Raw genomic sequence first — 12,359 nt, 5'->3', positions numbered from 1 at the left:
AAAAGCCGTGAGCGCTCAAGGAACCGATGTCTCGACGCTGGGTGACGCTGCAGCATGCTTCTTCTCGGTTGAGACGGCTAACTGAGCCTGCGCTTTACGCCGTTCCTCCCAGCGCGCTTGTCTTAGTGCGAGGTTCTTGCCCTCAATGAAATCCACGTATTTGACGAGGAAATCGACGAACTGGGTTTTGAAGATTCCATTGTGGCCATCGATGATTTCGTTCTTGGAATAAATGACGGCGACAGGGCTGTTGTCTACCCGAGGGCCGGGTAGTGGCTTGAGGGTCAAGCCACTGAATGACACGTCACCAGTGAAGTCGAAGTGAGAAATAACTTCTTTGTTCACATAATCCGCAGCCTTCAGCGAATCAGCCGTGCCAGGCGCCAACTCAAGGGTATGGGTACGCTGGGGTTCGAATTCACCCAGTGCCTGGCCATAGAGATCGCCTTGATAGTCGCTCCTGAAGCCAGGGCGGAATGGGCGAGTCAGCCCCCGCGCAATCGGGAAGAAAAATTGCCTGGCCGAATCGTTGTTGGCGGAAAACACAACGAGTTGCGGTGCCTGCTTGTAGGAAAACCGGATCTGGCGATAAAGGCTGTCGATCTTGGCGTACTGATAGGCTTCGAGAGCAGGGTTGAGCAGGATATTCACGTCGCCAAAGCTGTCTATCGGTACTCTCTGCTCCTCCCGGTCGGCCTCAGTCGTCGTAGTCGGTTTCTCAAGAGTGTTGCCTAACTGCGGTGCGCGTTCGGTGAGGTAATACTCCATAGGTCGGGCGAGCGATTTCATCAGGACCTGACCACCGAAACTGTGCCCGATGCTCACCAGCCCCATATAAGGTTTTTTGGTATCAGCCTGCGGAATCTCGGAGCGCACACTGAGCGCGTTGGTTCTCAGATAGATACGCTGCAGGCGCTCGATGAACTCGCTGACATCACCGTCTCCCACGCGTTCGGCCGCCGCTTTACGCCACCACATGGTGGCGTAGTCGAGGTAGCCGGGGAGTGACCTGCCTCGCCAGCCGACATAGACACCCATCAGTTTAAACGTAGGGTCGCCCGTGATTCTTTCCCGCGCCTGGGCATACTCGGGCGCCGCCAACTTGTCGCCCAGAGCCTTCAGTGTCTCTTGGAAATTTTTATAATTTTCGTCCGTTTTGGTATCGGCGTTGTGATGCCAGCCGTGGATGAACAGCACGACATAGGTGTTGGTTTTGGATGCGGATTGCTTGATCGCATCGATCGCGTTCTGAGCTTTTCCTCGGTTCCACCATGAGCCAAAGTCGTCGACTTGCACGACGCGCAGTTCATAGTTGGTCTGAATGTCGTCTTGGGCCTCGAACTCCTTATGGTAGAGGGAGCAGCTTGATATCAGCAGGAACACAATCAACAGAACGGGTGCCGTGGAGAACGGATGTCTGGACATATATCTCCCTGAAACAAGTTCTGCCTATCGAACTGCCTGGGGTCGTCGAGACCCGTCTCTGGGCTTATCAGTGGATTGACGTGGGCGACATGGCCGCTCACTTCCAGTTGAGTCAAGCCAATGAATCCGAAAAAGCAAGACGCCTGCAGCGACTCGGACCCCTTTATTTATGGGGCCGAACGATTAATTGTTCTGAGGAAGCGCCGTTGAGCGTCGGTGGCAGGGGGATCTCTGCGAAGGGTTTGGGCAGGTACACGGTTGCGGCTGTTTTCTGCTCGCTAACCACGGCCTTGACCTTTTCCATCATTCTCGCAACGTGATTGCCCATCAGGGGTTCAGGGTTGTAAGGATCATTGCCGAAGAAGTTCTCCCAGTGCCCCAACAGCACCACCCGAGGTTTGGTCGCTTTCAGCAATTGCTCGGGGTACTGATCAGCCTTGGTCCAGGAGCCGACGCTGAGTATCTCGACATCGATCGCTGTTTGATCCGGCCACGCAGGCGGAATACCGCAGGGAGCGGGCGCGGCACTGTCCTGAAAGTGAATGCGGTACTCCGGCTTTCCTTTGGCGTCCAGCAAGTCAATCAACCACGCCATTGACTGGCCTTGTTTCCATCCGAATACGGAGATCGGAACTTCGGTCAGATCCTCGGTGTAACTGCCATGGCCCACGGTGTAACCCAGAATGTGCGGTGCGTGCATGCTCTGGATGGGCATGGCTCTGATGGCCCCGCCCGTGGAGGTGATCCAGTATCCGGGTTTGGCAGGTCCGGGGGCGCCATCACAACCGGGAACAGTTGCCATGTAGCCTCTCGCGCTTTTGACCCGGTCGGGGTCGACCCAGGTCCAGTCCTCGGTTTCGGCCCTGGCGGAATCCTTCATCGAATGCAGGATGTGTACGACGGTATCCGAACCGTACACAACCGCCTTGGGCGCGTACTTGCGCATCACCCAAGGCACATCCAGCAAATGATCGTAATGCCCATGGCCGACCAGCAGCAGGGTGACGTCGTCTACAGGGCGTGTACGCATGTAGGTGTCGATACGTCGTTTGTCAGCCTTGACCAGAATCGGTGGATAATCCGGAATGAAAGACGCTGGATTGCTGAACGACGGCGCAAGCAACAGGCCTTCCCCGCGCCAGTGGATGAGCCAGCCACCTACGCCCAGAAACTGAATTTTTGGTTCGGCGAGATTCTGTGCCGACCACATATCCAGATTGTCGTCTTCCCCGCTCACTGCGCAGGTGCTGAAGATCAGTAGCACGACAAGCCACAGCGCGGCGGGCATGGGATTTACTCCAGAGTGCTGCCAGAGGTATAGGGCAGGTTTGGGCTGCCAGGGTATGAAGGTGATTGTAGGTGATGGAGCGTGATCAGGTTTTTATGCCGTCAGTAGCAGGGGGCGTGCCCCCTGCCATTCACTCAGGTCATTGCCTCAAGTCGCGCAGGTGCCGACATCAGTGCATTCAGCTTGGCTTTTACGCCTTGGAGCCTGGCTTGACTGGTATTGATGAATGTCGAACGCTCCTCCAACGTTTCAACGATCTTCTCAAACGCCTTGAGCTGCGGGGCAAAGAAATCCAGCAGTTTTTCGTCGTCACCGATGATGTCGTAGATATCCTTGAAGGCGCTTTTGATGACGTCGGCAATGGACTCCTTGGCGTTTTTCAACTCCTGTTCCAGTTCATGAGCTTTGTATGCGCTGAGCAGATCTGAGGTAAGGCTGATGGCCGCACCCGCAGGGCCTGCCCATTTGGAAATGGCTCCGGCAATCTTGGTCGCCTGCCAGGGCTTGAACTTGATCGCGACACCTGTCACCGCGCTGAGCGCATCGCGGGCGGCGAATACTGCGCCCTTGATGATGTCCGGGCTAAGGTTGGCAACCCCTTTGGCGGCCCCACCCATCGACTTCAGTGCGCTTTCGCCCATGGCGTTGAGAAAGCTTTCGCTGGAGTTGAGTTGGCGGCCGATATCCTGAGAGATACGGCTGGTGACTTTGGAAGACTGATCGAAAGAGCGATCAATCGCGCTCTTGATTTTCAGGTTCAGTTTGAAGCCGACGCCATCCTCGGTATAGCCAAGTTCATCCTCGAGGAATTCTCGGATATTTTCCAGGGAAAGAGGGCGGAGTTTGCCCAGCAAGCCTTTCTCAATGTTCTGTAGTTCCTCGAACAGTTCGCCGGCCAGCCGTTTGACTTCACGACGGCCTTTGGCAATGTCCTGTCTGATGCGCGCCGACTCCTCGGCATTCTGATCGGCAAAGGCCTTGAGCCGATTCAACTGTTCTTCGGCGCGCACTACATGCTGGCCGACAACATCGCGCACGACATCCAGGCCCGTCTTGGCAATCAGCACCGCCGGAACATTGTGCCGTAGCACCTGCGTCGTCATGGCTTTGAGGTCGTTAATCCGTGAACGGCTTTCATAGTGCTCGGGCTTGCCGAACCAGAACTCCAGGCCACGCCCATTCGGGTTGGATGCCAGGCAAACGATATTCAACCGGGCCATCTCGTCCGGGCTGAGATTGGCCGCGCGCTGCAGCTTGGCCTTGAGGTTGTCTTTCTTGATCGTGGCCTGGGTATCGAACAGCACTTGTTCGGTGAGGTCGGTGACCTCGTCCATCTTATTGATCACGAAAACGGTCGAGGACAGTTTGTTCAGGTCCCGCAGCACCCACTTGGCGATGTCGTTGTGACTTTCCTTGAGCGGGTTGGTAGCGTCCACCACATACAGAATCAGATGCGCCTCAGAGATGTAGCGTTTGGTCAGGTCTTCATACATCACCTGTTCGCCGCCGACAGTCTTTTCCTTGTCGCCGAACAGACCAGGGGTATCGACGATCTCGCATTTTTCCGGCAGCCCCTCCGGAGAGTAGATGGCCAAACGGTCGGAGGACTCGTCCATGTCGATATTCATGTCGGCCATGACCTTGCCCAGCCAGGCGGCAATGACGCTGGTCTTGCCGTCGGAGAAGGCGCCGAGCAGGGCGATACGCAAGACGTCGGATTCGACTGCCTGTACTGCCGAATCGATCTTACGCAGCTCGCTGCCAACGTCCGCGCCCATCTCGCCTAGTTCGTCGAGTACTGCACGCAGTTGCTCCAGGCCTTTGAGTGCGGTCTGTTTCTCAACGTTGAACTGTTTGAATTGTTCCATAAGGCATGTTCTCCAATTGTTCTTTGGTACGTTTCATCAGCGCCATCTGCTGGTCGATGATCTGCAAGGGTTGTTTGAGCGACTCATCGAGTTGTTGCACGCGTGATAAAACGGCTTCGTCGATTTGCTTGCGCACGGGAGCGAACAGTGTCTTGCGCTCTTTCTGCAAGGCCTTACGGGCTTCGGACCAGGCCTCGTCGATCTTCTCCTGCACTTGCCCCTGTGCCTTGCGAATACGTTTTTCCTTGCTGGTTAAGAAACTCAGAAAACTGACCAGAATGCCCACCAGAGCGCCGGCAACGGCGCCTATCAGATTACCTATCACTGGAAATGCGGTGCCGATACCAGCCCCTGTCAAGGCATAGGAGCCTATGTTGAAGGCTATCCATCCATAGTCACCAAGCTCCAGGCCTAGGCCCAGCTCAGGTGTTTTGTAGTTGATGTTCAGGGTGTCGGCGTCACAGAGCAATTGCTCGAACTCGACCCGTGAAACATCCTCCAGTAGCCGCTGCATGGCTTGCTGCAGATCCTGGCGGAGGTCTTTGAGGTACGTTTCAAACTGCTCCTGCAGATCATCTTTGAGCGATTCCTGTCGGGTCTTGAAGGCACGATTGATCTTGCTGGAAATGGTGTCGTTGTCGCCGAAATGACGCTCGACGATTTCGTCAGCGTCGTCTTTGAGGCTATTGAAGAGCTTGTCCCAAAGGTTTTTTCTTCCGGCAACGACCAGTCGCTCGAATCGCTCCAGGGCCGCCTTGATCGCCTCACGGCACTTTTCGAACTCTGGCGCGGTCCTGGCGACGAATGCTTCGTGCGTGGCGTACAAGGTTTGCAGCGTCGCTGAGTTTTCGACCAGCAACTCGTGAACCTTGGTCTTGTTGCTTTCGATCATGTCTTCCCGGAAGGTCGCCAGTTTGCCGTGCAGCACTTTGGCGACTGACTTGATCTGGCTGAACTCGTACATGGCCTTGGATGAGGCGAAGTGTTTCTGGTAATTGCGTTGCTGAATGACCAGGTCCCGGCTACGGGACGGATCGATGGTCGTGCGCCCGGTTTGCGCATCGCTCGCCAGCGACGAGAACGCCAGCAACCCCTGCACGCAATGACCGGGTTGCATGACATTACTGCCCAGTACCGAGCGCAAGACTTCTTCGGTTTGCTGCAGGGCTGCCGTGGACCCGCTGTGAGCGGTCAGCGACTCACGGTCTTCCTCAAATTCATAAGCATCGGCATTGCCGCGTACGTTTATCAACGGACAGACCTGGGTGCCCAGTCGCAGGTAGGCCCGGATTTTTTGCGCGGTGGCCTTCTCGGGCTTTTTGTTGGTTCCGTTTACATAGAAAACCAGATGAGCTTTGGCCACCGCCTCCCGGACCATATGCGCGTACTTGCTTTCGTCACCCTCGATACCGGGCACGTCGATCAGTTGAAAGCGCTTGCCCTTATAGTTCAGGGGATAGAGCGTATTACCCTTGGTGAAATCGGCTTCGCCAGTACCAATGATCAGGCCGTCTACCCGACGCACCTGAGCCTTCTTGCGCTCGAAGGCCAGCAGTTTGTCGAGCAGCGTGATGAATTGATGATTGAGCAGTGCATCGAGGGCGGGGGAATGCACCTCGACGTGCTGAGGGGCGGGTGCGGCAGTGGGGGTGACTGGCGAGGACGTTGACGTTGCCTCATCGAACAGTTCATCGAGTTCATGGCGGCTCATCTCAGGCTCCTGCCAGTTTCAGCAATGCCACTGCAGCCGTGACGCCGATAAGGATTCCGCCGGCACCGAACAGCGCTAGACGTATCTTGAAACGCGATGCGGCGTGCTCTTGCGCGATTTGCAGGCGCTGCGAGGCTTCTTGCTGCTCTGCTGTCAGGCGAGCGCTGGATTCCTGCTCGGCGATTTTCTGCCGATGTGCTGCTTCCTGTTGTTCGGCCTCAAGGCGTGCCTGGGCCTCTTGCTGGGCGATTCGGGTTCTGGCGTCTGCTTCGACTTGGGCGATTGTGGTTCGTTCTTGGGCCTCGAGTTGAACAATTTGCGCCAGCCGGGCGGTGCCTTGGCTGATGGCCGCCAGTTCACCGGTGTATTCGCTGTACAAGGCGTGCAGGCCTTCGCGGACCTGCTCCAGGTGAGCGGTAAGGGCCTGCGTGAACTGTTCCAGATCCTCGGCATGCTGCTGCAGCAGTGCCTGGCGGGATTCTTCCTTGAAAAGGATACGCAGTGACTCGATGATCGTGCTCTTGCCGGCGTTGGTCTCGCCGAAAAACGCCAGAGTGAACGTGTCCCACTCGGCATGGGTTTTCAACTGGTGCAGTTCGCTGTCGAAACGGGTTTGTATGTCGAGAAGCTTGTCGGTGATGCTTCCGATTTCGCGCTTGCCGTCCTTGTGCTCGACGTTGAGCGCGAGGATGTCTGCCATGGCGCTGCCGATGCTGTCTGATACGTCGGTATAGAGGCGGTTGAGATCTTCGGGGGTGTTCATTGCGCGTCCTTGTGGTGAAATGCAGTCCGGCAGGGCTTCACCTCGCAGTAGACTCAGACCGGTTGGAAGCCCGGGCCAAGCGGGGGCGGGGGCTCGACGACAGTAACGAGGAGGACTGGTTCCCAAACCGCTTACTGCTTCCCTGCAATATGGTAAATCCTGATAAGGATGGCATGTTGCCATGCTTTTGTGCCACCCTCCCAATTGATGTTTATTAGCCACTGCTCAGCAATACAATGGCTGCTTGTCAGGAGAGTTGGAGTCGACCGCTGACGGCTGCTTGTGATCAGCAAGGAGGCTCTATGGCTTTGAGTAGTACTCAGATTCACGATCTTGACTACGCGATTCGCAACTACAGTTTTCCCCTCGACTACTACGATTACAATCTGGCGCATACGCATAACCCGCAGAAAGCGAGCAGTATTCGGCATCTGGAAGCAATCATTCAGTCCCAGCTCAAGTCTGGAGTGCCTGTCGATACTGAGCAGGGTCTGGGAAATATCATCTACTGGGGAAACGCAACGGCGGGATATCGAGACAGCAGGTTTGCCAACTTTCGTACGCGCATTGGGGCATACGCGCCATATCCGGGGTTCAACGGCCTGATTGCCGGGAGCGCCGCGTCCTTGGGTAATATCCGGCGGCTGGGTTATCCCGGCTACTCAGGCATTTCCTTCGTGTCCAAGATTCTGATGTTTCTCGACCCGCAGAATTATTGTGTTCTGGACCTTCAAATCAGCAAATTAAGGAGAACTGGGCGGCCCATACCCAGAGCGCTGGATCGGCTGAAGGTCTACACAACCAGAATTCCCATTACCCGGAATAACGAGCTGGTCTACGGCCTGTGGTGTGATGAGTGTCGATCTATCAGTCAGACTTACTACACCGGTAGGTATCGCGTCGCTGACATTGAGCGAGGCTTCTTCGAACTGATCAAAGTCGACATGGCGAAAGCGCTCGCGATCTACAGCGATTTCTGAAGCCTCTGCTAGTAGCTGCACGGGATGGGCCAAACATTGATGTGCAGCGACTAACGATCGAATGCTATCAAGCATTCGATACTGTCAGAGGCTATCCGGATCCCCGAAAAACATCTGAATCCGCGACCTCAACCACCGCTCCCCCGGATCGTTATCCTGCGACCCGCGCCAGGCCATATGCAGTTCAAACGTGCGGGTCGGCAATGGTGGATCTTCTGCTCTGAGGCCTCCGGCCGCCGTAAGTGTGTCGGCGGTGTAGTCCGGAACGGTGGCGACGATGTCGGTGCCCGACAGCAGGGTGCCCAGGCCATTGAACTGTGGGACGGCCAGGACCACGTGGCGTTTGCGGCCCAGTTTTTCCAGTTCCTCATCGATGAAGCCGCTGAGGTCGCCGGCGAACGACACCAGGGCGTGGGGGCGGGCGCAGTAGTCGTCCAGGCTCAACGGTCCGGGCACGGTGTCGGCGCGCAGCAGTTTCGGCTGGCTGCGACGCAGTACCTTGCGCTTGGCATTGGCCGGCAGGTCCGTGGTGTAGCTGACACCGATGGAGATTTCGCCGGAAGCCAGCAGGTTGGGCATCAGAATGTAGTTGACGCGACGAATCACCAGCACGATGCCCGGCGCCTCGGCGCGCAGGCGTTTGAGCAGCATGGGCAGCAGGGCGAATTCGACGTCGTCCGACAGGCCGATGCGAAACACCGAGGTACTGGTGGCCGGATCGAATTCGGCAGCACGGCTGACCGCCGTCGAAATCGAATCCAGGGCCGGCGAGAGCAGGGCGAAGATTTCCATCGCCCGGGCAGACGGCTCCATGCTGCGCCCGGTGCGCACGAACAGCGGATCGTCGAACAGCCCGCGCAGCCGCGAAAGCGCGGCGCTGATGGCCGGCTGGCCGAGGAAAAGCTTCTCCGCAGCACGGGTTACGCTGCGTTCGTGCATCAATGTTTCGAATACGATCAACAGGTTCAGGTCGACACGACGCAGGTCATTACGATTCATCTGGAGTCCTGGCAGAGTCATCAAGCTTGACGAGGGCAGCCATATGGGAACAATGGCCGGCATGAATACTACGGGTAAAGGCTGGTACTCTGCACCGGGAAATTCAGCTTTGGCGCGAAGGTTTCGGCAGTTTTTTCATGGATTTGCTCAATGCAGGCCATACTGCGGAATCAATGACAGGCATGTCGACTATTAATAGCCACTGATGGTCTTGGTCGAAAAGCCCAGATAGAGTTCATGGCATTAGAGGTTACTTTGACGAGGTTTGCGATGTCCCGCACGATTCGTTTTCACAAGTTTGGTCCGGCCGAGGTGCTCAAGTGCGAAGAGCATGCGGCCGCTCAGCCAGGTCCTGGCGAAGTGCAGGTGCGCGTCGAAGCGATCGGCATCAGTTGGTATGACACGCTCTGGCGTCAGAATCTGGCCTCGTCCCAGGCGCGCCTGCCTTCAGGCCTTGGCCATGAAATGGCCGGCGTGGTCACCGCTGTGGGTGACGGTGTCGAAGACCTGGCGGTCGGCGACAAGGTGGCGAGCTTCCCCGCCGAGAGCCCCAACGATTATCCGGTCTACGGCGAGCTGATCGTTCTGCCGCGCACCGCGCTGACCCGGTATCCGGACGTACTCAGCCCGATCGAAGCCAGCGTGCATTACACGCCGCTGTTGATCGCCTATTTCGGCTATACCGATCTGGCGCGGGTCAAACCCGGCCAGTTCGCCCTGATCACCGACGCCAGCCACTGCGCCGGCCCGTCCTTTGTGCAGTTGGGCAAGGCGCTGGGTGTGCGGGTGATTGCCGCGACGAAAACCGCGGACGAGCGCGATTATCTGCTCTCGCTCGGTGCCGAGAAGGTGATTGTCACCGAGGAAGAAGATCTGCTGATGCGGGTCAACAAGATTACCGACAACGTGGGCGTCAACGTGGTGTTCGACGGTCTTGGCGGTCCGCAGATGTCCTTGCTCGGCGATGTCCTGGCCCCTCGTGGCAGCCTGGTGCTGTATGGCCTGCAAGGCGGCAACCAGACACCGTTCCCGGCCTGCGCGGCGTTCCAGAAGAACATTCAGTTTTTCGTGCACTGCATCGGCAATTTCACCGGCAAGCCGGAACTGGGCATCGTTCAGGATCACGTCGCGTTGCAGCGTGCCTTGCGCGATATCAACCAGTTGACCGCCGATCGCGTGCTGCTGCCGCTCAAGACTCGGGTTTTCCCGTTCAACGAGTTCGTCGAAGCTCACCGCTACATGGACGAATGCCCATGCCGCGAGCGCGTTGCGCTGCAGATCGAACCGGCGTAACCCTGTCGAAAAGAGTCCGTGGCCCCACGGACTCTTTTGCGTTTATTCCCCCTCCAGGCCGACCTTGCACGGCCTTCGCTCCGAGCCCGTTCAGCAACTGAACTGGTTTTTGCCGTCGATCTGTATCTTCTAATCGCCCCATAATTACTGATAATTGAGTGATTACTTTCATCTCAAGGAATGAGCCATGTCTGTGCATTCTATTTGTCTCGCCCATCCTCGCCCGGTTATCTCCGAGTGCTCTTCGAAGTTCTGTTTAATAACTGTAGGGCTATCGCGTAATCCGTTCTTTTTTTCATGTGCTCATAGTGCGTGGGAGCATGTAAGAAGTTTCCTAGGACGATGGCCTGGTTCGCAAGACCCAGCGTTGGCAGGGGTTTCGCGCAAGATGATGGCACTTTCAGCTCGCACCCTGATCAAGTGTTTCAAATAACTACGAAAAACTAAGTGTTAGCATTTGAGCGTCTATTAATAATTAATGAGTTATTGCGCAGCTCGCGTATCGGCTGCGTGATATGAATTTTTTGATACCGGGTGAAGTACCGATGAGCACAATCCATGATCAGGCAATGAACTACGTTTATCAGCAAGTGTTGCAACGCTTGCTGAGCTTTTTCTCCCGCGCCGAGCGCACTGCATTGCAGTTGCTGATTCAGCGGCTGGCGGTCGCCGCCGGTGGCATGGATCGCATCGGATCCTTCAAGGTGCTGGTGGTGCAGTCCGGTACTCGTGACAGTTGCTATGCCCTGGCATTGATGCGTGCCGCGCAGTTGAGCATCGCCGGGCGTGCGCCGGCCACGTTCCAGTTGCGGGTGGCCACCCTACGCCGCACCGGCATCGGTGCGCCGGCCATGCACAACATACACCGCAGTTACAGTGCGCTGTTCCTCTACGACGACCCACGGGTCGAATTGCTGATGGTTGATCACCGCGAGGTACTGCCGTTCGATGAGCAGGCGCCGGTCAGTGACGACGGCAGCGAAGCCAATCGGATCAGCCAATTACTGATGGGCCACCGGCGCGCCAGGAATGAAGGCCTGGAGCTGTGGGATGACGTCTATCTCTCCACCGCCGAGTTTTATGGTCAGGTTGCCCGCTGGAGCAATGGCGTCGATGCTCTGGTCGCCAGCGAGCCGTTGCAGCGCCAGCGGCATTTCCTCGATGGGCTGAACCGTGCCGTGCAGAAGGCCGGAATTGGCACGTTGCCGTCGTCTGCTGCAAGTTTCGACGATCTGTTTCCCGTCCTTGATGGGCTGGGCGGCGACGTTTATCGCCAGTTCTACACCGACGGCGAGTTGATGGCATGGCGTCCCGCCGGGCAGTTCGAGGCCTGCCGGCGCACCAGTTTCATCGACATCCACGACATGGTGGTCGGCAAGCTCGAAGAACGCTGGCCGCTGCTTACGGATTTCCTCGGGTTTCACGCCGAGGAAATGGCCTTGCATCTGGGCGAAAACGAATACATCGATCCGCTGCTCGCTGCGCATCTGCGGGGTTTGCAGGCAAGCCTGGTCGAAGGCCGGGCCTATGAGGACGGGGTTTCGCAGTACCTTCAAAGCTGTCTGGCGACACTGCATCGCAAACAGGTTCCCGAGACGGTCTGCGAACGGTTGCTGGACACCTTGGGTCACCTGCGCGATCACGAAGAGTCGCGCGGGCAAATGGCGCAATGCCTGCAACAGACCTTTGGCCTGAGCGAAGCGCAAATGGTCTGCCTGATGTTTGCGCCGTTCGTCGACAATGGCGCGGGACTCGAGCGATTCCTGCGCCATTGCCACCCGGGCATGTTGGTCGCAATGCCTGACCTGCACCGTGCCATGCAAGGGCTGCACGCGCCGGAGCAGGTCCTGCACTGGATGACCGACGTCAGTGGCCTGCCGGTCAAGCTGATCGGGCGTTTGTACGCCATGACCCCGCCAAGCATCAGCGCTCCCGCGTTGGAGAGCGGATTGGACGAGACCGATGCCGTCGCCGACGACTGCTCGGCGGAAGGTTGAGCGTGGATGAACTGCCTGAGCGGGCGTTGCATCCC

Annotated in this window: 9 protein-coding genes; 3 read left to right on the top strand and 6 right to left on the bottom strand. The window is 57.2% G+C overall.

Going from position 1 to position 12,359, the window contains the following annotated elements; all coding sequences use genetic code 11:
* Window positions 1–15: 15 nt before the first annotated feature.
* From KVQ74_RS11695 to KVQ74_RS11675, 5 genes are all read right to left on the bottom strand, one after another.
* Window positions 16–1,425, bottom strand: a complete 1,410-nt coding sequence (locus KVQ74_RS11695) for a hypothetical protein (protein ID WP_217831227.1) — start codon at window positions 1,423–1,425, stop codon at window positions 16–18.
* Between the two features lie 163 nt (window positions 1,426–1,588).
* Complete coding sequence (locus KVQ74_RS11690; RefSeq protein WP_225929966.1) at window positions 1,589–2,713, bottom strand: MBL fold metallo-hydrolase; 1,125 nt, start codon at window positions 2,711–2,713, stop codon at window positions 1,589–1,591.
* Between the two features lie 134 nt (window positions 2,714–2,847).
* Window positions 2,848–4,581, bottom strand: coding sequence for a LeoA/HP0731 family dynamin-like GTPase (locus KVQ74_RS11685; protein ID WP_217831226.1), 1,734 nt, complete (start codon window positions 4,579–4,581; stop codon window positions 2,848–2,850).
* Window positions 4,553–6,292, bottom strand: coding sequence for a hypothetical protein (locus KVQ74_RS11680; protein WP_217831225.1), 1,740 nt, complete (start codon window positions 6,290–6,292; stop codon window positions 4,553–4,555). The genes KVQ74_RS11685 and KVQ74_RS11680 overlap by 29 nt, the downstream gene beginning before the upstream one ends.
* A gap of 1 nt (window position 6,293) precedes the next feature.
* Window positions 6,294–7,055 (bottom strand): hypothetical protein, encoded by a 762-nt coding sequence (locus KVQ74_RS11675; protein ID WP_217831224.1) that lies wholly within the window; start codon window positions 7,053–7,055, stop codon window positions 6,294–6,296.
* A gap of 302 nt (window positions 7,056–7,357) precedes the next feature.
* Between KVQ74_RS11675 and KVQ74_RS11670 the strand changes: the two genes are divergently transcribed.
* Window positions 7,358–8,035 carry a hypothetical protein gene (locus tag KVQ74_RS11670; protein WP_217831223.1) on the top strand — a complete coding sequence of 226 codons (678 nt, stop codon included), beginning with the start codon at window positions 7,358–7,360 and terminating at the stop codon, window positions 8,033–8,035.
* A gap of 84 nt (window positions 8,036–8,119) precedes the next feature.
* On the opposite strand, the gene KVQ74_RS11665 is transcribed toward KVQ74_RS11670, so the two are convergent.
* The gene (locus tag KVQ74_RS11665; protein ID WP_225929965.1) at window positions 8,120–9,034 is read right to left on the bottom strand and encodes a LysR family transcriptional regulator; all 915 of its coding nucleotides are present in this window, start codon (window positions 9,032–9,034) and stop codon (window positions 8,120–8,122) included.
* A gap of 270 nt (window positions 9,035–9,304) precedes the next feature.
* Here KVQ74_RS11665 and KVQ74_RS11660 point away from each other — a divergent pair, with 270 nt between their 5' ends.
* Window positions 9,305–10,327 (top strand): zinc-dependent alcohol dehydrogenase family protein, encoded by a 1,023-nt coding sequence (locus KVQ74_RS11660; protein ID WP_217831222.1) that lies wholly within the window; start codon window positions 9,305–9,307, stop codon window positions 10,325–10,327.
* A gap of 545 nt (window positions 10,328–10,872) precedes the next feature.
* Window positions 10,873–12,324, top strand: coding sequence for a hypothetical protein (locus KVQ74_RS11655; protein ID WP_217831221.1), 1,452 nt, complete (start codon window positions 10,873–10,875; stop codon window positions 12,322–12,324).
* Window positions 12,325–12,359: the final 35 nt, after the last annotated feature.

It is taken from the genome of Pseudomonas botevensis, assembly GCF_019145475.1.
Classification (GTDB): domain Bacteria; phylum Pseudomonadota; class Gammaproteobacteria; order Pseudomonadales; family Pseudomonadaceae; genus Aquipseudomonas; species Aquipseudomonas botevensis.
The sequence above is the reverse complement of the archived record's forward strand: the minus strand, read 5'-3'. Positions and strand labels throughout refer to the sequence as shown.

Coding starts and splice junctions, on each gene's coding strand:
- KVQ74_RS11690 (WP_225929966.1), bottom strand. CDS start 2,713: ATGCCCGCCGCGCTGTGGCTTGTCGTGCTACTGATCTTCAGCACCTGC.
- KVQ74_RS11660 (WP_217831222.1), top strand. CDS start 9,305: ATGTCCCGCACGATTCGTTTTCACAAGTTTGGTCCGGCCGAGGTGCTC.
- KVQ74_RS11670 (WP_217831223.1), top strand. CDS start 7,358: ATGGCTTTGAGTAGTACTCAGATTCACGATCTTGACTACGCGATTCGC.
- KVQ74_RS11675 (WP_217831224.1), bottom strand. CDS start 7,055: ATGAACACCCCCGAAGATCTCAACCGCCTCTATACCGACGTATCAGAC.
- KVQ74_RS11680 (WP_217831225.1), bottom strand. CDS start 6,292: ATGAGCCGCCATGAACTCGATGAACTGTTCGATGAGGCAACGTCAACG.
- KVQ74_RS11695 (WP_217831227.1), bottom strand. CDS start 1,425: ATGTCCAGACATCCGTTCTCCACGGCACCCGTTCTGTTGATTGTGTTC.
- KVQ74_RS11665 (WP_225929965.1), bottom strand. CDS start 9,034: ATGAATCGTAATGACCTGCGTCGTGTCGACCTGAACCTGTTGATCGTA.
- KVQ74_RS11655 (WP_217831221.1), top strand. CDS start 10,873: ATGAGCACAATCCATGATCAGGCAATGAACTACGTTTATCAGCAAGTG.
- KVQ74_RS11685 (WP_217831226.1), bottom strand. CDS start 4,581: ATGGAACAATTCAAACAGTTCAACGTTGAGAAACAGACCGCACTCAAA.